The organism is Mesorhizobium sp. B2-4-1, from assembly GCF_006442185.1.
Lineage (GTDB): Bacteria > Pseudomonadota > Alphaproteobacteria > Rhizobiales > Rhizobiaceae > Mesorhizobium.
Window position 1 is genome coordinate 215,798 of sequence record NZ_VFVN01000004.1, and the last position, 22,139, is coordinate 237,936.

General features: G+C 62.9%; 25 protein-coding genes. 17 read left to right on the top strand and 8 right to left on the bottom strand.

Translation table 11 applies throughout. From position 1 onward, the window contains the following. Positions 1-4 precede the first annotated feature (4 nt). The 3 genes from FJ949_RS12730 to FJ949_RS12740 all read right to left on the bottom strand — a co-directional run bounded on the left by FJ949_RS12730 (position 5) and on the right by FJ949_RS12740 (position 1,611). The gene (locus FJ949_RS12730; protein WP_140496079.1) at positions 5-391 is read right to left on the bottom strand and encodes a type II toxin-antitoxin system VapC family toxin; all 387 of its coding nucleotides are present in this window, start codon (positions 389-391) and stop codon (positions 5-7) included. Then, positions 388-633, bottom strand: coding sequence for a type II toxin-antitoxin system VapB family antitoxin (gene vapB, locus FJ949_RS12735; RefSeq protein WP_140496080.1), 246 nt, complete (start codon positions 631-633; stop codon positions 388-390). Before vapB ends, FJ949_RS12730 begins: the two co-directional genes overlap by 4 nt. Before the next feature lie 66 nt (positions 634-699). Further along, positions 700-1,611 (bottom strand): hypothetical protein, encoded by a 912-nt coding sequence (locus tag FJ949_RS12740; RefSeq protein WP_246680006.1) that lies wholly within the window; start codon positions 1,609-1,611, stop codon positions 700-702. 283 nt (positions 1,612-1,894) lie between these two features. On the opposite strand from FJ949_RS12740, the gene FJ949_RS12745 reads away from it, so the two are divergent. From FJ949_RS12745 to FJ949_RS12765, 5 genes are all read left to right on the top strand, one after another. Beyond that, entirely contained in the window at positions 1,895-2,332 is a 438-nt protein-coding gene (locus tag FJ949_RS12745; protein WP_140496081.1) for a DsrE family protein, read from the top strand. A gap of 69 nt (positions 2,333-2,401) precedes the next feature. Continuing rightward, positions 2,402-3,193, top strand: coding sequence for an SDR family oxidoreductase (locus tag FJ949_RS12750; protein ID WP_140496082.1), 792 nt, complete (start codon positions 2,402-2,404; stop codon positions 3,191-3,193). A 63-nt stretch (positions 3,194-3,256) separates the two neighbouring features. After that, entirely contained in the window at positions 3,257-3,565 is a 309-nt protein-coding gene (locus FJ949_RS12755; protein ID WP_140496083.1) for a putative quinol monooxygenase, read from the top strand. Positions 3,566-3,570: 5 nt separating this feature from the next. Next, the gene (locus FJ949_RS12760; RefSeq protein ID WP_140496084.1) at positions 3,571-3,828 is read left to right on the top strand and encodes a type II toxin-antitoxin system prevent-host-death family antitoxin; all 258 of its coding nucleotides are present in this window, start codon (positions 3,571-3,573) and stop codon (positions 3,826-3,828) included. A gap of 62 nt (positions 3,829-3,890) precedes the next feature. After that, on the top strand, positions 3,891-4,994 hold the full coding sequence (locus FJ949_RS12765) for an AbrB family transcriptional regulator (protein ID WP_140496085.1): 1,104 nt from the start codon (positions 3,891-3,893) through the stop codon (positions 4,992-4,994). Positions 4,995-5,034: 40 nt separating this feature from the next. Here FJ949_RS12765 and FJ949_RS12770 read toward each other — a convergent pair whose 3' ends face one another. Continuing rightward, positions 5,035-6,111, bottom strand: coding sequence for a siderophore-interacting protein (locus tag FJ949_RS12770; protein WP_140496086.1), 1,077 nt, complete (start codon positions 6,109-6,111; stop codon positions 5,035-5,037). 541 nt (positions 6,112-6,652) lie between these two features. Here FJ949_RS12770 and leuA point away from each other — a divergent pair. The 4 genes from leuA (at position 6,653) to FJ949_RS12795 (ending at position 12,204) form a co-directional block, all read left to right on the top strand. Beyond that, positions 6,653-8,389 carry a 2-isopropylmalate synthase gene (leuA, locus tag FJ949_RS12780; protein ID WP_140496087.1) on the top strand — a complete coding sequence of 579 codons (1,737 nt, stop codon included), beginning with the start codon at positions 6,653-6,655 and terminating at the stop codon, positions 8,387-8,389. A 182-nt stretch (positions 8,390-8,571) separates the two neighbouring features. Then, positions 8,572-10,344, top strand: coding sequence for a hypothetical protein (locus FJ949_RS12785; protein WP_140496088.1), 1,773 nt, complete (start codon positions 8,572-8,574; stop codon positions 10,342-10,344). 328 nt (positions 10,345-10,672) lie between these two features. Further along, positions 10,673-11,476: an alpha/beta fold hydrolase gene (locus tag FJ949_RS12790; RefSeq protein WP_140496089.1), complete on the top strand. Its 804-nt coding sequence runs from the start codon at positions 10,673-10,675 to the stop codon at positions 11,474-11,476. Positions 11,477-11,586: 110 nt separating this feature from the next. Next, on the top strand, positions 11,587-12,204 hold the full coding sequence (locus tag FJ949_RS12795) for a hypothetical protein (protein ID WP_140496090.1): 618 nt from the start codon (positions 11,587-11,589) through the stop codon (positions 12,202-12,204). Here the strand turns inward: FJ949_RS12795 and FJ949_RS12800 are convergent. Beyond that, positions 12,188-13,111, bottom strand: a complete 924-nt coding sequence (locus tag FJ949_RS12800; protein ID WP_140496091.1) for a metallophosphoesterase — start codon at positions 13,109-13,111, stop codon at positions 12,188-12,190. The genes FJ949_RS12795 and FJ949_RS12800 overlap by 17 nt on opposite strands. 53 nt (positions 13,112-13,164) lie before the next feature. Between FJ949_RS12800 and FJ949_RS12805 the strand changes: the two genes are divergently transcribed. Further along, on the top strand, positions 13,165-13,662 hold the full coding sequence (locus tag FJ949_RS12805; RefSeq protein ID WP_140496092.1) for an NUDIX domain-containing protein: 498 nt from the start codon (positions 13,165-13,167) through the stop codon (positions 13,660-13,662). A gap of 1 nt (position 13,663) precedes the next feature. Here the strand turns inward: FJ949_RS12805 and FJ949_RS12810 are convergent, their stop codons facing one another. Beyond that, positions 13,664-14,662 carry a glutathione S-transferase family protein gene (locus FJ949_RS12810; protein WP_140496093.1) on the bottom strand — a complete coding sequence of 333 codons (999 nt, stop codon included), beginning with the start codon at positions 14,660-14,662 and terminating at the stop codon, positions 13,664-13,666. Between the two features lie 287 nt (positions 14,663-14,949). On the opposite strand from FJ949_RS12810, the gene FJ949_RS12815 reads away from it, so the two are divergent. The 5 genes from FJ949_RS12815 (at position 14,950) to FJ949_RS12835 (ending at position 18,598) form a co-directional block, all read left to right on the top strand. Continuing rightward, positions 14,950-15,486, top strand: a complete 537-nt coding sequence (locus tag FJ949_RS12815; protein ID WP_140496094.1) for an N-acetyltransferase — start codon at positions 14,950-14,952, stop codon at positions 15,484-15,486. 59 nt (positions 15,487-15,545) lie between these two features. Next, positions 15,546-16,307 (top strand): 3-hydroxyacyl-CoA dehydrogenase, encoded by a 762-nt coding sequence (locus FJ949_RS12820; protein WP_140496095.1) that lies wholly within the window; start codon positions 15,546-15,548, stop codon positions 16,305-16,307. A gap of 67 nt (positions 16,308-16,374) precedes the next feature. Then, positions 16,375-17,154, top strand: a complete 780-nt coding sequence (locus FJ949_RS12825; protein ID WP_140496096.1) for a HugZ family protein — start codon at positions 16,375-16,377, stop codon at positions 17,152-17,154. A 156-nt stretch (positions 17,155-17,310) separates the two neighbouring features. After that, positions 17,311-17,655, top strand: a complete 345-nt coding sequence (locus FJ949_RS12830; RefSeq protein WP_140496438.1) for a metalloregulator ArsR/SmtB family transcription factor — start codon at positions 17,311-17,313, stop codon at positions 17,653-17,655. Between the two features lie 139 nt (positions 17,656-17,794). Then, a complete protein-coding gene (locus FJ949_RS12835) occupies positions 17,795-18,598 on the top strand; it encodes an RNA methyltransferase (protein WP_140496097.1) in 804 nt (267 codons plus the stop codon). A 2-nt stretch (positions 18,599-18,600) separates the two neighbouring features. Here the strand turns inward: FJ949_RS12835 and FJ949_RS12840 are convergent, their stop codons facing one another. Continuing rightward, the gene (locus tag FJ949_RS12840; protein WP_140496098.1) at positions 18,601-19,749 is read right to left on the bottom strand and encodes a hypothetical protein; all 1,149 of its coding nucleotides are present in this window, start codon (positions 19,747-19,749) and stop codon (positions 18,601-18,603) included. Positions 19,750-19,936: 187 nt separating this feature from the next. Beyond that, a complete protein-coding gene (locus FJ949_RS12845) occupies positions 19,937-20,473 on the bottom strand; it encodes an EipA family protein (RefSeq protein ID WP_224518884.1) in 537 nt (178 codons plus the stop codon). 387 nt (positions 20,474-20,860) lie between these two features. Between FJ949_RS12845 and FJ949_RS12850 the strand changes: the two genes are divergently transcribed. Both FJ949_RS12850 and FJ949_RS12855 read left to right on the top strand, forming a co-directional pair. Further along, entirely contained in the window at positions 20,861-21,490 is a 630-nt protein-coding gene (locus FJ949_RS12850; RefSeq protein ID WP_140496099.1) for a histidine phosphotransferase family protein, read from the top strand. Positions 21,491-21,732: 242 nt separating this feature from the next. Continuing rightward, the gene (locus tag FJ949_RS12855) at positions 21,733-22,101 is read left to right on the top strand and encodes a response regulator (RefSeq protein ID WP_140496100.1); all 369 of its coding nucleotides are present in this window, start codon (positions 21,733-21,735) and stop codon (positions 22,099-22,101) included. Positions 22,102-22,139 lie beyond the last annotated feature (38 nt).

The following is a 22,139-nucleotide window of genomic DNA, read 5'->3' on the forward strand; positions in this document are numbered from 1 at the left end:
CAGTTCACCACGTCTCGATTGACAGAGCTTTGATCCGCTCGAATTCCCGGACATTGCGGGTCATCAGCGTGAGGTTCCGCGCGCGCGCCTGCCCACCAATCAACGCATCGTAGGGACCAATTGGAGTTCCCAATGTGGCAAGCGTTGCCCGAATCTCTCCGGCATGTCTCGCGTCTTCCCGATCGAATTCGAGCACAGGAAACAGCAGAGCTTCGATACGCGCCATGTTTTCGACCCGACGCTGGCTCTTTTCGGCGCCATAGCACAGTTCGTGCACGACGATCGCCGAGACGGCAAAGTCCTGCGGCCTATGCCGTTTCAGCAGTGCAAGCAGATCCTCATCGCCCTTCATGACCGCGATGACGGCATTGGTGTCAAGCAGGTAGATCACTTGAAGACGTCGTCCAAGGCAGGTCGATCCTGCCCGTCCTGACGTTCCAGTGCTGCCTCGGCGAAATCATTATCAAGCGGTCCAATCACTTGGTCGAGCCACGCCCAGTCCTGCGCAAGCGGTTCCAAGATGACGGTTTGCCCGTGACGGCGTATCGAGACCTCCTCCGTGTCGAAACGGAACTCCTTCGGCAGGCGCACGGCTTGGGACCTGCCTGACCAGAACACTTTTGCTTTGTCCATCGTGCTATCCTCAAATGAGATATAGCAAAGATATATTCCTTTGCGCCGACCTAAACAAGGCTCCGCTCAAGGGGCGCAAGCCGATTGCGGCATCGGTTCCAGTCGGTAGACCTTGTCGTCGGAGGTGGTCTTGCCGTCGGCCGCCTTCGAACAGAGATCGACGATTGCCAGGCTGTTGTTGGGATTGGCCAGCATCATCGTGCCGTTGGCACCGCGCTTGAGGAAAATCTCCTTCTGCGCGATGTCGCAGGAGAAATCGCTCATCTTCGCGCTCGCCGCGCAGCGCCACTGGTCGGCCTCGCCCTGGCACGAATAGGCCTGCGTGACCTTGCCCGACTGTTGTCGCGTCGTGACCGAAACAGCGATGTCGGCGCCGTCAGGCCAATTGGCAAGGTAGCCGCCCGCCGCGAATGAAGCCAGTTCGACCGGCCCACGGAACACGCGGATCGACTGCGTCAGTTGGTCGGGATGCGAACCGAAATGCGCGGCATCGTAGTCGCGTCCGTAGCAGAAGGCCTGGTCGGGCTTCAGCCGGTCGCGCAGCGGCGGACCCATCGCCGGGTCGATCGGGTCGATGCGGGCGAACTCCGCCTTGCAGGTCGCTGCCGGCATCGGGTCGAGGCGGAAATTGTCGTCCCGCGACCCCAGCGCCTGCCTGTTGTATTCAGTCGTGCCGAGTTCCTCCTCGGAACCGGCATCGAGATAGATATCGGGCTGCAGGTCCGAAAGGATCAGCCGGCCCTTGTGGTCGACTTTCAGCGACGCCAGCGTGCGGTCGCATTCCATGCCGCAATGGATCGGGTTTGATGCGCCATCCTCGGATTGGTGCCTACACCAGCCGCCGGCCCATTCCGGAGCCTTGGCGCCACGCACCGTGGTGGTGACGAAGCCATTGTAGGACGTGCCGGCATTCGCGGCCGGTTCCTCGTTCGGCCTGCTGACCGGATCATGGCCGTAGTAGAAGAAGATCCGGGCCACCTTCTGCTCCGGATGCGCCTTGAGGTGGTTGGCATCGTAGATGCGGCCGAAAACAGGCGTCCTGACCGTTGGGACTGAGTTCGGTGAGCTTGGCCGCCTCGTCGGCGAAAGCCGTCGCGCCCAGCAGGCTCAACAAGGCCGCTCCGGACAGGACGCTTGCCAGTCTCTGTTCGAACGCCATGTGACCCTCCGCATCGGCAGGACGCGACGCCGATTTATGCTACACTCGGCGTCGCGGCCACGCAATTCGCGGCCATCTGTCAACCCGGGGGGAACCATCGCCATGCGTCGACGCGACATGTTCCGCGCGATTCTCGTCGGAGCCGGCACGCTGATTGGACTGCGGGTGGCGCAAGCCGCGGCCACCGAGGCCACGAGATTGAAGGTCGCCTATCATCTCAGTGACCTCGACAAGGTCAATTTCGTGCTGGGCAACATCAAGAACCATTACGAAGGCACCGGCGGCAATGTCGATATCGCGCTGGTCGTCCATGGTCCGGCTCTTGCCGGTTTCAAGTCGAAGGGCATATCGGCGGCGATCTCCGGTCGTTTCACCGGTCTCGTCCAGCAAGGGCTCGATCCGCATGCCTGCGCCAACACCATGCACGGCATGGATATTTCGCTCGCCGACCTGCTCGACGGTTTTCACGTGGCCGACAGCGGCGGCGTCGTCAAGCTCGCCGAGCTGCAAAGCCAGGGCTATGCCTATCTCAGGCCTTGAAGCCGCATGGACTGAATGCAAGGGTGGCAAGACCCCGCGAAGAACCGCGAAAATCCCGGAGGAACGACAGTGCCAGCGACGACCACTCCCCTCGGGCTTGTCATTCCCGATCTCGCCGGCAAGGCGGTGCTGGTCACCGGCGCCTCGACCGGCATCGGCGCGGCGCTCGCCTTGGCTTATGCGGCGCAGAAATGTCTGGTCGCACTGCACTACAATTCCAGCCGTGACGCCGCCGAGAAGCTTGGCGAGGCCATTCGCGACAGTGGCGGCGAGGTGCTTCTCGTCCAGGGCGACTTTTCGCTGGCCGCCGATGTCGAGCGTGTCGTCGAGGACAGCGCGCAACATTTCGGCCGCCTCGACGGGCTGGTCAACAATGCCGGCGGCATGCTCGGCCGCGTGCCCTACGCCGAGCAGACAGAGGCGCATTACGACGCGGTGATGGATCTCAACGCGCGTTCGGTGCTGACCGCCTCGCGCAAGGCGATGCCGTGGCTGAAGAGACAAGGCGGCTTCATCGTCAACACCTCCTCGATCGCCGCCCGCAACGGCGCCGGCGGTGGCGCCGGGCTTTACGGCTCGGCCAAGGCTTTCGTCTCCAACGTCACGCGCGGCATGGCCAAGGAACTGATCGGCTTCGGCATTCGCGTCAACGCGGTGGCACCCGGCACCATTCTCACGCCGTTCCACGAACGCTACTCGACCGAAGAGCAGATCAGGGGCATGGTTGCCACCATTCCGCAGGGGCGCGCCGGCACGGCTGAAGATTGCGTCGGTGCTTATCTGTTCCTCTCCTCCGATCTGTTGAGCGGCTACATCACCGGCCAGGTGATCGAGGTGAATGGTGGCCAGTTGATGCCTTGAGCCGCGACCTGCATACTGACGAACGGTATACTCTTGTCGAAAACGCTGAAGGGAGACGAAGGGATGTACGGTCTGATCGGCAAGATGCGGGCGGCCCGCGGCCAGCGCGACGCTGTCATGGACGTCCTGCGCGCCAGCACCGGCGCCCTGCCCGGCTGCCTGAGCTATATCGTTGCCACCGACCCGGCCGATGCCGATGCCATCTGGGTCACAGAAGTGTGGACTGACCAGGCAAGCCACAAAGCCTCGCTGCAGCTTCCCGAAGTCCAGGCGGCCATCGCCAAGGCGAGGCCCTTCATCGCCGGCTTCGAGTTCCAGGTGGAAACCAACCCCGTCGGCGGCTTTGGATTGGCTGACGACAAGACGGGCTGATCCGGGTGGACGACTCGACGCAGATCGTAAACATTAGCGATGCGAAGGCCAATCTTTCACGTCTCGTTCAGCGAGCCGCCAACGGCGAACCTTTCATTATCGCCAAGGCTGGCAAGTCATTGGTCAAGGTCATTCCTATGGATCAATCGGTGCCAGTACAATCGCGACGGGTTGGCTTTATGGCTGGTCAGTTTTCGGTGTCCGACCGTTTCGATCGCATGAGCGGTGGAGAAATCGAGCAACTGTTCGGCACAGACATCTGAGGCGATCGCTTTTCGATGCAGCGGGGGTTCGCATCCCTTACCGCTCAGTCTAAGACCAGAACATGGATTCCTCGCCCAAGCAGCCGTCTCCTGGCCAGCCGGCCGTCGAGCGCATGGCGCGCATGCGCAAGCCTTGGCAATGGCTGGCCCTCCTCGTCATTTCCGTGCTGTTTGCCGGTGCGCTCGAACTGGCCGCGCTGCCGGCGGCGCTGCTCATCGGGCCGATGCTGGCGGCTATCGTCGCCGGCACCAACGGCGCTACCGTGCGCGTGCCGCGGCTTCTGTTCGGCTCCGCCCAGGCGATCGTCGGCTGCCTCATCGCCGCTTCGATCTCGGCCGACATTTTTCGCGTCTTCTATGCCGAATGGCCGCTGTTCCTCGGCGCAGTGACAGCCACCGTCACGGCGTCCAGCCTGCTCGGCTGGCTGATCAGCCGGTGGCGCATCCTGCCCGGCACGACCGCCGTCTGGGGATCCTCCCCAGGCGCCGCCACCGCAATGGTGCTGATGGCCGGCGCCTTCGGCGCCGACCAGCGCCTCGTCGCCTTCATGCAGTATCTGCGTGTCATCTTCGTCTCGATGACGGCGGCCATTGTCGCCAAGATGTGGGTCGACACGTCAGGCGTCGAAATCCCGCCGATTATCTGGTTTCCGCCGATCGATGCCCAAGCCTTAGCAGCAACCATTGGCATCGCGCTGGTCGGCGGGCTGGCGGGAAGGCTTTGCCGGTTGCCTTCGCCCTCCTTTCTGGGCACCTTCATCTTCGGCGCGGTGATCCACCTTGGCCTCGGCGTGCCGATGCAATTGCCGCCTTGGCTGCTGGCTGTCAGTTACGCCATGGTCGGATGGTCGATCGGGCTGAACTTCACAAGGCCGATCCTGCGCCATGCGACACGTGCCCTGCCGCAGATCGTCGCTTCGATCGTGGCTCTGATCGCCTTTTGCGGCGGCCTCGCCTTCATGATCAGCCATCTGCTCGGCATCGATCCGCTGACCGCCTATCTCGCGACCAGCCCCGGCGGCATGGACAGCGTCGCCATCATCGCCGCCGCCGCCCAGAACGTCGACATCTCCTTCATCATGGCGCTCCAGTCGGCGCGTTTCCTGATCGTGCTGCTTGTTGGCCCGAGCATCGCGCGGCTGGTAGCGCGCGCGGTGAAGGAATAGGCTGCTCCGCCCCGGCTGCCGGCATACTTATGGATCGATCCTAATCCTCGTCGTCGCCCTCGGCCTGCGCGTCGCGACGCCAATAGGCCGTTACCAGGTGCCGGTCGCGGCCCAGGCCCCACTCCTTGCGCACGATCTTGCGGATCTCGCGGAAGTCGGTGAACTCGCATCCGGCCCAGACGTAGAGGCTATCGGCAAGCGCCATGTGGCTGCGCTCGCGCAGGGCGGCCGCCAGCAGGCCGGCGGTGCCGGCCGCGCGGTCGTGCCGGTAAAGCCAGGTGATTTCGATGTTGTCGCCTTGCGCCAGCGCGATGCGGTCGTCCGGGCCATCGACCTCGATGAGCGCCTCGACGCGGGTTGACGGCCGCAGTTCCTCCAGAATCCGGCCAATTGCCGGCAGCGCTGTGTCGTCGCCGACCAGCAGCAGGGTCGGCGCCGTCGGCGTCTCGCCGCCGCTTGGCCCGATCATGCCGATGACGTCTCCCGCCACCGCGTTCTGCGCGAATGTGGCGGCGGGCGTGTCATAGCCGGGGTGCAGCACGAAATCGACATCGAGCCAACCGCTTGTCGGATCCACCGCCCGGATCGTGTAGATGCGCACGGTGAGCGCATCCTCACCGGCAGGCCACACAAGCAGGCCGTCGGCGCCCATCGAGGGCCAAACGGGCGGCCTGCCCCGCGGCGGCAGCAGCAGCCGGATGTGCAGGCCGCCATGAGTAAACCGGCCAAGATCATCGCCTGCAAAGCGCAGGCGCTGCATATGCGGAGAAATCCGCGTTGACGACACAACCGTGATTTCGCGGAAGAAGAGTGGGGTGCCGGTGTCGCTGCCGTCGCCTTGCCAGCGCAGTCCGCTCGTCGTTCCAAGGTGCTGCGCGACGTGGCCGGCGACCGTCATCTTCATGTAGGACAGGCAGGTTTCGTCTACGGCCGAGACGCGGATCAGCATGGAGTCGCCCTCGAGTGCCGCGCTCAGCGAACCGTAGTACAGGCGAAGTTCCCATCGATCGGCAACACCGGTCTCGACCTCGAATTCGCTGTGCTCGGTGCGCAGCCGGTCCATCACCGACCTGATCGCCGCATCGCTGATCCGGGTTTGCGCTCGCAGTTGGTCCATCGTTCGCGTCTTTCGAAACGGTTTGAAGCAATCGGCCGCAGGAGGGCCGCGCCGGCAGCGGCATGCCATAGACGTTCCGAAGTTTCCACAGAAACTTGAATACATAGGTCATCTTATATATTGAACCGCTACGTCCCGTTGGCGGCCAGGTCCGGCCTCGGCCTGTTGGAAGGGCACGCACGTCGGCGACGACGTCAGACGGAACGTGGCCCGGCACGCGCCCGACTGTCGGCATGGCTTTCGGTACGGCTTGCCTCCGGCTGGCCGCTCCTGTATGAAAACCGCCATGAACACGCGCGCCACCACCGCTTCCCGTCAGACCGGCTTTGCCGGCGAGACCGTGCGCGCGCTTGCCTCGACGCTGCTTCTTCTCGGCCTTATCGGCGATCGCCGGGTTCGCTGAAGGAGCGCCCGGCGGTCGAGCCGCCGCGCAAGCGCATGCTCCTTGGCAGTCACATCAAGCGAATGAAAAACTGGTAAAGGCGCCACTCGCCACCCATCCGCCTGAAGGCGGATTCGAGGGTCGCCGGGAGAAACGACGATGAACGCACGAGAAGAAATCCGCGTAAGCGAGGCCCCGGCGGGCCAGCAGAACGGCGGCATGCCGGACGCCGCCCGCAAGTACCAACCCTACCCAATCGTCGGCCTCACCGACCGGACCTGGCCCTCGAAAGTGATCGACAAGGCGCCAATCTGGTGCTCGGTCGACCTGCGCGACGGCAACCAGGCGCTGATCGACCCGATGGGCCACGAACGCAAGGCGCGCATGTTCGCGCTGCTGCTCGACATGGGTTTCAAGGAGATCGAGATCGGTTTTCCTTCGGCCTCGCAGACCGATTTCGACTTCGCCCGCTGGTGCATCGAAGAGGGCAGCGTACCGGCCGACGTTTCGCTGCAGGTGCTGGTGCAGTGCCGGCCCGAACTGATCACCCGCACCTTCGAAGCGCTCAGGGGCGCCACCAACCCGATCGTGCATTTCTACAATTCGACCAGCGAGTTGCAGCGCCGCGTCGTCTTCGAGAAGGACGTCGCCGGCATCAAGCGCATCGCCACCGATGCCGCCAAGATGATCACCGACATGGCAGCGGGTGCCGGCGGCGGCTACCGTTTCGAATACTCGCCCGAAAGCTTCACCGGCACCGAGCTCGAGGTGGCGCTGGAGATCTGCAACGCGGTCACCGAGATCGTGAAGCCGACGCCTGACAACAAGCTCATCATCAACCTGCCGTCGACCGTCGAGATGTCGACGCCCAATATCTATGCCGACCGCATCGAGTGGATGTGCCGCAATCTCGACAGGCGCGAGAACCTGATCATTTCGCTGCACCCGCATAATGACCGTGGCACCGGCATCGCCACCACCGAGCTCGGCCTGATGGCCGGCGCCGATCGCGTCGAAGGCACGCTGTTCGGCAATGGCGAGCGCACCGGCAATGTCGACATCGTCACGCTGGCGCTCAACATGTACACGCAAGGCGTCGATCCGAAGCTGGACTGCTCCGACATCAACCGGATGAAGGATGTCTACGAATATTCGAACCAGCTGAAGATTCCCGAGCGCCATCCCTATGTGGGCGAACTCGTCTACACCGCCTTTTCCGGCTCGCACCAGGATGCCATCAACAAGGGTATGAAGGCGCTGAAGAAGGCCAACACGCCAGTGTGGGAGGTTCCCTACCTGCCGATCGACCCGGCCGACGTCGGCCGCAGCTACGAAGCCATCATCCGCATCAACTCGCAGTCCGGCAAGGGCGGCATCGCCTATGTTCTGCAGGCGGATTACGGGCTCAACCTGCCGCGCAACCTGCAGATCGAGTTTAGCCAGGCAATCCAGGCGATCACCGATGCCGAAGGCAAGGAAGTGCCGGCCAGGCGCATCTATGAGCGCTTCCTCGATACCTATGTCGACCAGCCGGGCGCCAGGCTGAAATTCCTCGATCACCACACCTATCCGGACACCGAGGTAAAGGGCCGGCGCGTTGTCGAGGCCGTCATTCTCGACGACGGCAAGGAGATGACGATATCAGGCACAGGCACAGGCCCGATCGACGGCTTCGTCGATGCGCTGTCGCGTCATGTCGGCGTCGATATGTCGGTGCTCGACTATTCCGAGCACTCGATGCAGCGCGGTTCGAACGCCTCGGCCATTTCCTATGTCGAGATGGAATATCCTGACGGCAAGCTGTTCGGCGCAGGCATCAACACCAACATCGTCGCTGCCTCGCTGGAGGCCGTGGTGTCCGCCGCCAACCGGATTATCGGCAAAAGAGCCGGTTGATACAGGCCTGGAACGACTTCGGGACCATCGTCGTTTAGCGATTGGTCCCGACTTTTGTGTCATTAACCACCGGGAAATTATCCGGTGTGGTACGTGATCGCATAATACGTGTATGCTTGTACGGTGGTGCGGTAACGATATGATCGCGCCTCAACCTGTGCCGACTTCGAGAGGATCGACACTTGCAGCATGCCACGCCTGCCGCCCCCGCAGTGCGCGAGACACTGGAGCGACTGCTTGCCAGCGAAACGTTCGGGAGATCCGAGCGCGCGCGCAAATTGCTTCGCTATCTCGTCGAGCGCGAGCAGGCCGGGGAAGCCGACAGGCTCAAGGGCTTTTCCATCGCCATGGATGTTTTCGGCAAGGACGGCGATTTCGATCCGTCCACCGATGCCGTCGTGCGGGTGCAGGCGGGCCGCCTGCGCGAACTGCTGCAACATTATTTCGCCAATGAAGGCATTGCCGAGCCGGTCCGCATAGCCATTCCGCGCGGCGGTTACGTCCCGGCCTACGAACTCAATGCCATCCGCCTGCCGCAAGCAGCGGAAGCCGCCAGTCACGCAGAGCCGACAGCCAGCCTGCCCGAACAGTCCGGTGCCGCCGATGATGCCGCACCCATGGCGGCCTTGCTCGGCCAGGTTCCTGCGGCGGGCCTCTCGGTGACGCGCCATCTCAGGTTCTTTTGGATCGCGATCGCCGTGGTTATCGCCATGTTGGGCGTTCTGATCCTGCGCCAGGGCGGCGGTGCCTTGCTGGCGGGAGGCGACATCCCGGCAACGTCCGAGACCGCCGGCGAAACCGGCAGCATCACGCCGTCGCCCATGGTCGAAGCGCTGCCGCTCGTCTACATCGCCCTCAGGGCCAACACTCCCAATGCCAGTCGCGTCGCCGCATCGCTGCGTGCCGGCCTGAGCGGCTTTGATACGATCGACTTCATCGGTCGCAACACCGACAAAGCCGATCCGGTCGCCGATGCGACGAGTTTCATTTTCGATATCCTGCCTGGACCAGACGCGGGCGACGTTACCATCGAACTGCAAAGCTTGGCGTCCGGACGGGTGCTGTTGTCGCGCAACCTGACCGCCGCCGACAGCGCACCAACCGTAGTCGAGGATCGCATATCCGGCATTCTCAGTGCGGCACTTCCCGCTTCTGGCACCATCTACAATTACATCGAGCAGTCCGGCGCGGAGACCGGCCTGACGCAGTGCCTGCTGCTCAACGACAAATACTATCTCGACCAGAACGCCAGGACTCACGAGACCGCCTATCGTTGCCTCGAAGCCCTTGCCAACAGTGGCGCGAAATCGTCACTGGTTTATTCGGAACTCGCCTCATTGCATTTGGAGGCCGTGACCGACCACTACGCCTACCCGCCGGACGCAACGATCGAGAAGGCGATGACGTTTGCCCATCGCGCCGTGCAGATGGGGCCGACCAGCCCGTACGCACATCGCTCCTACGGCTACATCAATTCGCGCCTCGGCAATGCCGACGAGGCCCTGCGATGGATGCGCAAGGCCCATGACCTTAACCCCTACGATCTCGCCATGGCCGCCGCCTATGGCTACGGGCTGGTTTTCGCCGGCCGGTACGCCGAAGGAACACCTCTTCTGGCGCATGCCGTGGATGCCTCGAGCGGCCACCCGACCTGGTGGGACTTTGGGCTTTTCGCCGGAGAATTAATGCTGGGCGATACCAGCAAGGCAGCGATAGCCAGCAGCGCTCTGAGAACCACTGCGGCGAAATCGCACTATCTCGCCGCCCGTCTGATCGGCGCCAAGATCGCCGGTCGGGACAACCAGGCACGAAGGCTGCTTGATGAGCTGATAACCGAATTTCCGAAATTCGCCGCCAATCCGCGCGCAACCTTCATCGACAGAAAATATCCCGCCGATCTGACCGAGCGGCTGGTCGACGCCTTGCGTGCCGCCGGGCTCTTCAACGCGAGCTAGATGTGAGCCATTCCAGGGCAGCTAGTGCCGGGTTCCCTTCCGGAGTTGCGTGAAATGAGGACTTAAAGCGGACAGCGAGTCCATCGAATAGTGAAAGGCCCAAAAGCGTTTCGCGTCGAAACGGATTCATGCGACACGCCTTAGGTCTTTTTGCTCGTGCGTGTCGTTCGCCCAAATCGAGGTCGCTTTTGGGAGCGGCATCCACCAGCAGCCGGCTCGCTGTTCGGCCAATCGCCTAATCGCGAAAATTTTACTGGCGAATGCTCTGGACTAGGAGCAATTCAGCCACATTTCCATCGCGCCTTCTCGAATAAAGCCTCAATCTTTCATGACTTCATCACTTTATGCCGACGAACGGGGTGTGGGTTCGAAGACCATCGTCCTGCTGCATGGTTTTGGCGGCAGCCACGATGTCTGGCGCGAGGTGATCTCCTTGCTGCCGCGTTCCGTACGCACATTGGCCTATGATCTGCCGGGACACGGCCTGTCGCTCGACTTTCCGTCGGCCGGACCGGCCAAGGTCGCGGCAAACGCCATCCTTGCCGACCTCTCCGCACGCGCGATCAAGCGCGTCCACCTCGTCGGCCATTCGATGGGCGGCGCGGTTGCCGCGCTGATGGCGTTGGCGGAGCCGGCAAAAGTCGCCTCGCTGACGCTCCTGGCGCCGGGCGGTTTTGGCCCCGAAATCAATGGACCGTTGTTGCGCCGCTTTGCCCGCGCGCAGGACCTGGCCGAAGTCCAGGCCTGCCTCGCCGAAATGTCCGGCCCTCGAGCCGCGCCCTCGCGTCGCATGGCCGAATTGCTTTGCGAAATGCGCGGCCGCCCCGGACAAACCGAAAAGCTCGTCGAGATCGCGGCCGCCATGACCAGGAGCGATCGACAGGGCGTCATCCCGCGCGAGCGGCTCGATGCGCTGAACATGCCGGTGATGGTGGCGTGGGGATCGGATGACGCCGTTCTACCCTTTACCCAAGTGGATAACCCGCCGGAGCGCTTCCATGTGCACCATGTGCTGGAGGCCGGCCATATGCTGGCCGAGGAAGCGCCCGACCTGATCGCCGAGATCATTCGCCGCAACAGCAATCGCCGCGTCGGGCCGCAACGGGTGAAACTGTCCGCCGCGGCCAGCTGACTTCTTCCGTCTGCGCCGCCAACGGCGACCCTTGATGCATTGATCTCGCCAGTGCATTTTGCCGGCGGCTGTGTTAACTCCATGTTAACCAAACCCGCGAGGCCACGCCCATGAAGGATGCAGGCGAAAAGATCATCGACCCGTCGAGAAAATTGTCCGATGCCATTCGCGATGTAAAGAATGCCTTTGCCGATCGCGACGACGTCGTCGTCGACATGCGCGAGGCGCATCGCATGCGGCTCGACCTTCTTGCCACCGAACTCGCGCCCGTTTTTGCCGACGTTCCCGCCGACATGGACAGTTTCGACTTCGTCGTCTCGTCCGGTCTGCAGCCGCGCCTGTGGATCGACGCCGTCAGCCATGTCGCCATGGGACGCGACCGCCGCACCTACCGTTTCCTGAAGGACACCCGCATCGGCCGTGTGGTGCTGGCCGAATCGAGCGAGATGAAGCCGGTTGCCGATTCCGTGACGCGCTATGTCGCCGAGCGGATCGTCGAACGTCAGAGAATGATGGAGGGTGGCGTCGAGGCTGCCGTTCCCGGGATGAAGCGGCACGTGGTGCCGGAAGCCGAGCCGCCTTTGCGATCGCCACCGCGCAGCAAGGGCTGGTCGGCCGTCCTGTCCGGCCTTGGCCTGATCGCCGCAGGCGCGCTGGTGGGACTGGCGGTTTCGATCGTGCTGTTCTGGGACCGTATCGTGGCGCTGGGGCTCAGCTTGCGGCCATAGCCGGTTGCGCCCCGAGCTCGAGCGTCTGCAGATCCGAAGGTGGTATCGCCGGCCCCGTCAAGCCGCGCCGCGTCAGGCGGATGCGCCAATCGCCTTTTTCACCGTCTATGTCGAACAGATTGTACTGCGCCGCCGGAGGCTTGCCGCCGGGAGCCTGGCCGGCCGCGGCGACGCCAACCACCGGGACCTTGGCGTCGCGCGGGCCGATCTGAAACAGCGACGGCAGATGTGAATGGCCATGCAGGACGAGCTCGGCACCGTGCCGGCGAATGATTTTGTGGAAGCGGGCGATGCCGAACAGCCGCTTGTGCTGCGGGACGGCGCCCCGCACCGGCGGATGATGGATCATGATCGCACGGAACAATCCTTGCTTCGCCGTCGCATCGAGTATTTTGCGCAGCCGCTCGGCCTGGCCTTCCATGAAGAAGCCGTTGGCCATGAAGGGTGCCGTGGCACGCGCCGTGGTGATGCCGATCAACGCGACATTGCCGCGCACGCGCAGATAGGGAAACGAATTGCGATCGACCGGACTGTTGACGCCGTCGCCCGTCATCCATGCCGCCCAGGACCGGCACACCTTGTCGAAGGCGCCAGGCACATAGGCGTCATGATTTCCCGGCACCACCGACACGTCATGCGGCGAGCCGAGCGTCTCCAGCCAGTGCTTGGCCATCTCGATCTCGCCATCGAGCGCCAGGTTGACGAGATCCCCGGTAACCGCGAGGTGATCGGGCGCGCTGGCCTTGATATCGGCCACGATGGTGTCGATCACCGCATCGTGCATGTGCCGGCGGCGGTTGCGCTGCCAGTTGACGTAGCCCAGCACCCGCTTGGAGGCGAGATCGCGATAGGTTACTTCAGGGAGTGGCCCCAAATGGATATCGGAAATATGTGCGAGCCTGAACATTTCTCTTTCATAGGCGACGCGCACGCGGCTTTCCACCCACGGTTTCGCGACTGATGACGACCGATCCCGAGAGCACTTTGCGCCAGACCGGCTGGCCGGGGCTGCGAGCCAGGCTGTTCCATCTCTACTTTGTGCTGCGGCGGCCAATGACGCTTGGCGTGCGCGGGCTCATCCACGAAACGGCATCCAACTCCCTCTTCCTCATCCGCCACACCTATGTGCCGGGCTGGCAGCTTCCCGGTGGCGGAGTCGAGATCGGCGAGACGATGGCCGAAGCGCTGGCGCGCGAACTGGCGGAAGAGGGCAATATCACGCTGACCGCTCCGCCGGTGCTGCGCTCGATGCATTTCAACCGCCGCGCCAGCCGCCGCGACCATGTCGGCCTGTACCTGATCGAAAAATTCAGCCAGACAGCCCCGAAACTGCCGGACCGCGAGATCGCCGAGGCCGGTTTCTTTCCGCTCGACCGTTTGCCCCAGGGCACGACGCCGGCAACGCTGCGGCGCATCGCCGAGGTTTTTGGCGGGAAGCCGCCATCACCCTATTGGTAGTTCAGGCAGCCGCCTTGGCGAACCGTGCCCTGTCATGCCCCGCGCCGTAGTTAATTTCCGGCCCCACAGGCACTATACGCGTCGGGTTGATCATTTCGTGGCTGCCGTAATAGTGCGACTTGATATGATGGAGGTTCACCGTGCCGGCTACGCCGGGCACCTGGTAAAGGTCGCGCAGATAGTTCGACAGGTTGGGATAGTCGGCGATGCGGCGCCGATTGCATTTGAAATGGCCGACATAGACCGGGTCGAAGCGCACCAGCGTGGTGAACAGCCGCCAGTCGGCTTCGGTGATCCGCTCGCCGACGAGATAGCGCTGATTCGACAGCCGATGCTCCAGCGTGTCGAGCGCGGCGAACAACTCCCCGAACGCTTGCTCGTAGGCGGCCTGCGTGGTGGCGAAGCCAGCGCGATAGACGCCGTTGTTGATGGCGGGATAGACCAGCGCATTGACCGCGTCGATCTCGCCGCGTAGCGCCTGCGGATAGAAGTCGAGGTTGGCGTCACCCCAAGCGTCGAAAACTGAATTCAGCATCCGGATGATTTCGGAGGATTCGTTGGAGACGATGGTCTCATCCCTTTTATCCCACAGCACCGGCACCGTGACCCGGCCGGAATAGTTAGGGTCGGCCCTGGTGTAGATCTGGTGCAGGAAGTCCAGGCCATAGAGCGTGTCACCTGTGGCTCCGTCCTGCGCCAGGAACGTCCAGCCATCGGCGCCCATGAAATGATGGACGACCGACACGGAGATGATGCCTTCAAGCTTCTTCAGCGCCCGGAAGATCAGCGTTCGGTGCGCCCAGGGACAGGCAAGCGAGACATAGAGGTGATAGCGACCGGGCTCCGCCTTGAAGCCGCGGCCGCGGCCGCGGCCTTCGGCAGGCGCCCCGTCACGAGTGATCCAGTCGCGCCATTGCGACTGCGCCCGCACGAATTTGCCGCCGCTGCCTTTGGTGTCGTACCAGCGGTCCTGCCATTTGCCTTCGACCAGCAATCCCATCGCTTGTCCTTTCCTGTCTAGAACATCATGTAGGGCTCCAAGTCGTTGCATGGAATCGCCGGGCGCTGAACAGATCGTCAAGCACGTCGCGGCGCCCGTTGCTCTCTACCTGCAAAACCGCCGATTGCAGCGGCGGGAAATTGATGCTAGCGGACACTCCGCATGTTCGATTTTGCTTTGATCCGGTTCGACCGACGACGAAAGGGCGCCCACGCTTGATAAAGCGCTGATTGGCGAATGCTGCCGTTTGCAGCAAACCTTTCCTCCTGTACCGGAACGCAAAGACCATGAGCCTTGCCGACGTAGAATACCTGCCGGAAACTCCGGCGCATGACCCTCAGATCGAAGCCATCAATGACGAAGCCTTCGGGCCCGGCCGTTTTGTGCTGGCCGCCTACAAGATCCGCGAGGCCGGCGGGCATGAACGCGCGCTGTCCTTCGTCGCCATGGACGGCGATCTCGTGGTCGCATCAGTTCGCATGACCCGCATCGCCGCAGGCGCCGGACGCGCGCTGATGCTCGGGCCGCTCGCGGTGCGGCCGGCCTTCAAGAATCTCGGCATCGGCCGCCGGCTGGTGGCGATCGCGCTGGAAGCGGCCGCCAAGGCCCGAGCGCCCGCCGTCATGCTGGTCGGCGACGAGCCCTATTATGGACCGCTCGGCTTCAAGCGTATCCCGCGCGGCCAGATATCGATGCCACGCCCCGTCGATCTCGACAGGCTGCTGTCGCACGAGATCATGCCGGGCGCGGTTGCAAGGCTCACGGGCGAGGTCTGCCATGCCGACCAGGCCAGGGTCGCCGAGCACTTTGCCGCGATGGCTTGACCATTCGCGCCGATTGCGCGCCTGATCCACGCCTGATTCTCATGTGAAAGGATGACGCCATGAATCCAAACGGTGAGGTCGCGGTTGTTACCGGCGGCGGCTCCGGCCTTGGCGAGGCGACGGCGCGCGCGCTGGCCGCCAGGGGCGCCCGCGTCGCCATCTTGGATATCGGCGTCGATCGGGCGGCCAAGGTGGCGGCCGAGATCGGCGGCATCGCCGTCCAATGCGATGTCGGCAGCGCCGACAGCGGTGTTGCCGCGCTTGCCGAGGTCGCGGCCAAGCTGGGCGAACCGCGCATCCTGGTCAATTGCGCCGGCATTGCCATCGGCGTGAAGACGATCGGCAAGGATGGTCCCCATCCGCTCGATCAGTACCGCAAGGTGATCGAAGTCAATCTGATCGGCACTTTCAACATGATCCGCCTCGTCGCCGACCGCGCCGCAAAGCTCGACCCGCTGCAGGGCGGCGAGCGCGGCGTCGTCGTCAACACCGCATCCGTCGCCGCCTATGACGGCCAGATCGGCCAGGCCGCGTATTCGGCATCAAAGGGCGGGGTCGTCGGCATGACGCTGCCGGTGGCGCGCGATCTTGCCCGTTCCGGCATCCGGGTCTGCACCATCGCACCCGGCATATTCAGGACGCCGATGATGGCCGGCATGCCGCAGGAGGTGCAGGATTCGCTGGGCGCCGCGGTGCCCTTCCCCTCGCGCCTCGGCGAGCCGTCGGAATATGCGGCCCTTGCCTTGCACATCATCGAGAACCAGATGCTCAACGGCGAGACCATTCGTCTCGATGGCGCCATTCGCATGGCTCCGAAGTAGCACTTGCCAGCCTGGCGCCATCGTCTGATAAGTGGAATAGTCAAATCAACTTAGCAGGGCGAGCATTTTGGCCGATCGAACGAAGGACGTGATCCGCGAGACCGACGCCGAGGCGGTCCGGCAGGCCAAGACACTCATGCGCCGCACCCGCTTCGGCGCCTTGGCGGTGTTGGAGCCGCAAACGGGTTCGCCGCTGGCGAGTCGGGTCGGCGTCGCCACCGACGTCGACGGCACGCCGCTGATCCTGGTGTCGCAGCTTTCGGCCCATACGCCCGCCATACTTGCGGACCCGCGCTGTTCGCTGCTGCTCGGCGAGCCGGGCAAGGGCGACCCGCTCGCGCATCCCCGGTTGACGCTGATCTGCCGGGCAGCGCGGATCGAGCGCGGATCGGACGCGCATGCACGCGCCGAACGCCGCTATCTCAACCACAATCCGAAGGCCAGCCTCTATGCCGGCCTCGGCGACTTTTCGATCTTTCGTCTCGAACCGCAGCGCGCCAGCCTGAACGGCGGCTTCGGCAAGGCCTACCTGCTTGATCGCACCGATCTCATCACCGACGGGCCGATCGTCGAGGAACTGGCAGCCAGCGAGCAATCCGCGATCGACCACATGAATGCGGACCATCTCGACGCCGTCGCCCTCTACGCGCATCATTTTGCCCGGGCATCCGGCGACGGCTGGGTCATCGCCGGATTCGATGCCGACGGCATGGATCTGGCCTCTGGCGACGATGCCGGCAGGGTCTTCTTTCCGCAGCCCTTGGTCACAGCGCATGAGTTGAGGCACGTCTTGGTCGACATGGCCAAGAGCGGCCGGGCGGCAACGTCGCCAAATAACCGCACTTAAATTACGTTTGATCAAAAGCAACGCTTGAGATTTGAATGAAATGTTCTACCCTTTGGCTGTGGCGCTGACTCGTTGGCGACCATTCACAACTGAGTTTATGGATTCAGGCACCATTGCCCCCATGGTGCCTCGATGAGCAAAGAGCATGGGGGATCGATGATCTCGACAAAGCTAATCGCCAACGCCGGATCGGCGGCCGAATTTCTGATGCTGATGGGCAATGAAAAACGGCTTTTGATCATGAGTTATCTGATCGACGGTGAAATGTCGGTCGGAGCCATCGCCGAGAAGGTGATGCTCAGCCAGTCCGCCCTGTCGCAGCATTTGGCAAAGTTGCGGGCGCTGGACCTTGTGGACACCCGCCGCGACCGCCAGATGATTTACTACTCCTGCAAATCCGACGCCGTGCGCGAACTGCTTGCCACGCTCGACGGCATTTTCGGCAGCGGCAAGGATGATCTGTCCCAGATGGCACAAAGGCTGCGCCGCGCCGGAACTTGAACGGCTGGTCGCGTAAACGTTTACGCCACCAGCGGCCTTCCGCAATGTGCGTCCATCCTGGGCGCGCAAAATACACTTTGACACTGCCTCCGTGCATCGTGTTCTTGGCAACCGATTCCGATTGTCAGCCGAGGCTCAGATGATCCTTGTCCACATCGACGATCCGCGGGATCCGCGCGTCGCCGCCTATCTCGACATCCGCGAGCGTGACCTCGCCGGCCGACAGGGCCGCTTCATTGCCGAGGGCAAGGTCGTGCTCGACATGCTACTGTCGGCCGCTCGCTTCCGTGCCGAATCGGCGCTGGTTCTGGAGAACCGCTTGGCCGGCCTCGAAGAAATCCTGCACAAGGCATCTCCTAACCTGCCGGTCTATGTCGCCGCCGGGGCTGTGATGGATGCCATTGCCGGGTTTCACATGCATCGCGGCATTCTTGCCATTGGTCGCAAGGAGACGCCCCAGCTGGCCGAGGCCCTGCTGGACGGCTTGCCTGCCCGAGCATTGATCGTGGTGCTCGTCGGCATCGCCAACCATGACAACATGGGCTCGATTTTCCGCAACGCCGCCGCGTTCGGCGCCAACGCGATCCTTTTGGATGCGACCTGCTGCGATCCGCTCTATCGCAAGGCGATCCGCGTTTCGGTCGGCGCGGCCTTGAAGGTCCCGTTCGCCTCGTTCAGCGACACCGCGCGGTTCGCCGCGACGCTCGACCGGCGTGGCTTTACCCAATTTGCGCTGTCGCCGCGCGGGACATCAGACATACGCGATGCAAAACCGGCCGAACGCCTGGCACTCTACCTCGGGACTGAGGGCCAAGGCCTGCCCGAAAGCCTGCTCGCCCGTCTCAATACTGTTCGGATCAACATGTCGGAAGGCTTCGACAGCCTGAACGTCGCGGCGGCATCCGCCATCGCCCTGCATCATTTCTGCGCTGGCGGTGCCTGAATTCAATCTGCCGCAGCCGCCTTCTGTAATGCCCGCACGCGGTCGGCAAGGCTGCGGCCGCCGCTGTTCGGACGCGCATCCTGCTGCGCCTCCAGCGCCTTGGCGATCGGCGACCCCGGCCCTTCGAGCTTGGCTGTCAAGTTGACGACTTCCGCCGCCAGGTCATTCATCTGTTCGCGCAACATGGAACTTGCGTGGCGTGTATCGCCCTGCGGGCTGGCGGCCTCGGCAGCGGACAGATCCGCCTTCAGCCGCTTGTTCTCGCGTGCCAGTGCCGTCAGTCTGGCCTCCAGCCGCTCACGGTCGGCGTCGAGCCTGGCGATCGCCGTTTCGACGTCGTCGCGCCTGTCCGCCTGTACCTGCCCGCCGATCAACCGCAAGGCCGAGGCGCCGTCCCCGGCCTTCGCTTTTTCGCGCTGCCGCGCCAGATCTTTCTCGCGGCGTTCGAGCTTCTCCTCTCGGTCGGCAAGCGCGGCGAGCAACCGTTCGACTTTCTTGTCCAGTTCGGCGGTTTTTTTCCTCTCGGCCTTCAGCGCCTCACGCGCGGCCTTGCTTTCGGCCGCGATCTCCTGGTTGCGCCTGTCCGCCTCCTTGCGCTGGCCGCGCAGCAGCGCGATATCGCTGGCGAGCTTCTGCAACTCGGATTCGCGCGCCACAAGTTCGATCTGGCGGCTGCTGGAGGAGAAGCTGGCGTCGTCATACATGCGTTCCAGCTTCTCAAGCTCAAGCGCGCGCTTCTCCAGTTTGCGTTCGGTCTCCTTGAGCCGCTCGGACAGCCGGTGCAGTTCATCCTCGCGCTGGTGCAGCGCCGCGTTCTTGGCGGCCAGTTCATCGAGCACCTGGTTCTTGTCCATGCGCTCCAGCGCCAGCCCCTTCAGGGCCTCGCGGCCGCGATTGATCTCGATGAGCTGCTCGGTCGATTTCTCGCGCAGCGCCTTGACGTTCATCTCGAGGCGGCGCGTCGCCATGGCGAACTCCGCCCGGATCCGGTCCTTGTCGGCCCCGATTTCGGCTTGCGTCAGCGGGATCGAGGCTTCGATGCGTTTGCGCGTCAGGGCGACCGCCCGCCGCCAGATGGCCGGAGCCACCATCAGCGCCAGAAAGCCGGCGCAGAGAAAGCCGAGAGCAAAGAACAGGACCGACTGAACCAAGTGACTATCCGTTATCGCGCGCCGACATGCAACAATACGAGGATCAAAAGCCGTCGCGACTTTTGACCGTTACTCTGTTGGCATGACGGAAATCCGGCGCTGCGGCAAGGGCTCGCCGCGGGGCATATGGGTCATCGGATCTGGATTCTCATCGAAAGCGTATACACATTCCGGTCGTGACCTCGGGTCAGAACGGATTCCACGTCGCCCGTTCGGTAAGCTTCAGGTAGCCGAGATTGACGCCGAGCCGGGCGCCGACGCCAGTGCGGATCGGCACCAGCAGCACATTGTTGTTCTTCAGCACGTTGAATCCGACGCCCGCCACCACATAGGCCGAGCCGGCGACGCCGCCATAGCGGTTGTAGAGATTGCCGACGTCATCGAGATTATAGACGAGCATCATCACCCGCGATCCCTCGCCGCCGAAATCCCAGCCCAGCGACGGGCCTTGCCAGAACACTTTGTGGTCGCCGGCATTCTTGGTGTAGAGCGTACCTTCGCCATAGGTCAGGCCGCCGATCAGCGCGCCGGATCCCTCCTCGCCAAGCAGATAGCCATTGGGCAAGCCATAGGAAGCAAAAATCTTCTCCACGACTGTGGCAAGGCCGCCCGATGTCGCGCCGAAGAACTTGTGACCGGAATCGACAATCTCCTGAGCGGTGTACTCCTGGGCCCGCAGGGCCGATGTCGAGAAGACGAGAACGCCCATGAGCGTGATCGCCATTGAGAGGACACGGAGAAAACTCCGGCCGTAGAATCGGGAAAACATGCTTCCAATCTCCGTCAGGGAGCACTTTCGCCGACGCCTCGCACCCGTACGGCTCTTTAGGCGGCCGTTAAGGATGGCTGTTAGGGGCAAACTATGCCGTAATCCTTTTTCAACCATTAAACTCGCACATGAAGATGGCGGTTCGAAGGCTGTTGGGGTCGTTCATACAGGCAAGCAGCCTGCGTGAACGCGCCATAGGCCCCAACGGCGATTTTGGGTTTGTTGCTGCACGCACGGGCGCTGTGTATTCAGAAAGCTCGGGAAGAGAGCGTGATTCGCGTGGGCAGGCGTCGATCGATCGCGCGGCCATGATTTATGGGATTTTTGCAGGGATTTTCGCCGATGTCCGATCTTTTCACCCTTTCCGCACCCGATCTGGCGGCACTTTTGTGCAGCCGGGTCTGCCACGACATCATCTCGCCTGTTGGCGCGATCAACAACGGGCTTGAACTGCTCGATGAAGGCGGCGCCGACGAGGACGCCATGAAGCTGATCCGCCAGAGCGCCCGCAACGCCTCGGCGCGCCTGCAGTTCGCCCGCATCGCCTTCGGCGCGGCGGGTTCCGCCGGCATGCAGATCGACACCGGCGATGCGGAAGCCGTCGCTATCGCCTTCCTCAAGAACGAGAAGCCGGAACTCACCTGGAATGGAAGCCGTGCACTGTTGCCCAAGAACAAGGTCAAGCTGCTGCTCAACCTGATCCTGGTCGCCAACGCTGCCATTCCACGTGGCGGCAAGCTTTCGGTGACGCTGGAGAATCTCGAGACCGAGCCTCGCTTCGCGCTTTCGGCGAGCGGCCCCATGTTGCGGGTGCCGCCGAAATTCCTCGAACTGCATTCCGGCCACAAGCCGGAGGAACCGATCGACGCGCATTCGGTGCAGCCTTACTATACGCTGCTTCTGGCGCGGGAGGCCAACATGACGATATCGATCCATGCGACCGCGGAAGAGATCGTGCTTTCGGCGGCCTGAGATCCGCGCAAACCAGCAGCAAAGTATTTCAGCGCTGTAATATTGGTTGAACGGACCTGTGGGCGAAAGATGAACTTCGCCTGACAGCGCGGGCCAAAGCATCTGCAAGGAAAAGCTTGCAAATTGGCATCTTTGCAAAAATTTTACCTAATGGCTTTTCGGCTTCTTTACCAGATCGGCCTATGCTGTGCGGCAGATACCCCGACGCGACCGGATTGCCACAAGGCAAAGAGGACCCGGAAATGAAACGCTGCATGTTCGTCGACGATTCTAGCGTCATCAGGAAAGTTGCGAAGCGCATCCTGGGCGGTTCCGACATGATGGTCATCGAAGCCGCCAGCGGGCTTGACGCGCTGGAGATGTGCGCCGCCGATATGCCTGATATCATCGTCGTCGACGGTGCACTGCCGGATGTACAGGCGGTCGACCTGATCCGGCGCGTGCGCGCCATGGAAAGCCCGACCAAGCCGCAGATCCTGATCTCGCTGGTCGAACTGGACATCGCCTCGATCATGCGAGCCAAACGCGCCGGCGCCCAAGGCTATCTGTTGAAGCCGTTCAACCGCCCGCAGCTACTCGAGCGCTTTCGCACACTGAAGATCGCTGCCTGATCCGTCGGATCGCGGTTACCACCGGTCTATGACGCAAA

Coding starts and splice junctions, on each gene's coding strand:
- vapB (WP_140496080.1), bottom strand. CDS start 633: ATGGACAAAGCAAAAGTGTTCTGGTCAGGCAGGTCCCAAGCCGTGCGC.
- FJ949_RS12745 (WP_140496081.1), top strand. CDS start 1,895: ATGCGTCGACGCGACATGTTCCGCGCGATTCTCGTCGGAGCCGGCACG.
- FJ949_RS12755 (WP_140496083.1), top strand. CDS start 3,257: ATGTACGGTCTGATCGGCAAGATGCGGGCGGCCCGCGGCCAGCGCGAC.
- FJ949_RS12765 (WP_140496085.1), top strand. CDS start 3,891: ATGGATTCCTCGCCCAAGCAGCCGTCTCCTGGCCAGCCGGCCGTCGAG.
- FJ949_RS12770 (WP_140496086.1), bottom strand. CDS start 6,111: ATGGACCAACTGCGAGCGCAAACCCGGATCAGCGATGCGGCGATCAGG.
- leuA (WP_140496087.1), top strand. CDS start 6,653: ATGAACGCACGAGAAGAAATCCGCGTAAGCGAGGCCCCGGCGGGCCAG.
- FJ949_RS12790 (WP_140496089.1), top strand. CDS start 10,673: ATGACTTCATCACTTTATGCCGACGAACGGGGTGTGGGTTCGAAGACC.
- FJ949_RS12795 (WP_140496090.1), top strand. CDS start 11,587: ATGAAGGATGCAGGCGAAAAGATCATCGACCCGTCGAGAAAATTGTCC.
- FJ949_RS12800 (WP_140496091.1), bottom strand. CDS start 13,111: ATGTTCAGGCTCGCACATATTTCCGATATCCATTTGGGGCCACTCCCT.
- FJ949_RS12805 (WP_140496092.1), top strand. CDS start 13,165: ATGACGACCGATCCCGAGAGCACTTTGCGCCAGACCGGCTGGCCGGGG.
- FJ949_RS12810 (WP_140496093.1), bottom strand. CDS start 14,662: ATGGGATTGCTGGTCGAAGGCAAATGGCAGGACCGCTGGTACGACACC.
- FJ949_RS12815 (WP_140496094.1), top strand. CDS start 14,950: ATGAGCCTTGCCGACGTAGAATACCTGCCGGAAACTCCGGCGCATGAC.
- FJ949_RS12820 (WP_140496095.1), top strand. CDS start 15,546: ATGAATCCAAACGGTGAGGTCGCGGTTGTTACCGGCGGCGGCTCCGGC.
- FJ949_RS12830 (WP_140496438.1), top strand. CDS start 17,311: ATGATCTCGACAAAGCTAATCGCCAACGCCGGATCGGCGGCCGAATTT.
- FJ949_RS12835 (WP_140496097.1), top strand. CDS start 17,795: ATGATCCTTGTCCACATCGACGATCCGCGGGATCCGCGCGTCGCCGCC.
- FJ949_RS12845 (WP_224518884.1), bottom strand. CDS start 20,473: ATGGCGATCACGCTCATGGGCGTTCTCGTCTTCTCGACATCGGCCCTG.
- FJ949_RS12850 (WP_140496099.1), top strand. CDS start 20,861: ATGTCCGATCTTTTCACCCTTTCCGCACCCGATCTGGCGGCACTTTTG.
- FJ949_RS12855 (WP_140496100.1), top strand. CDS start 21,733: ATGAAACGCTGCATGTTCGTCGACGATTCTAGCGTCATCAGGAAAGTT.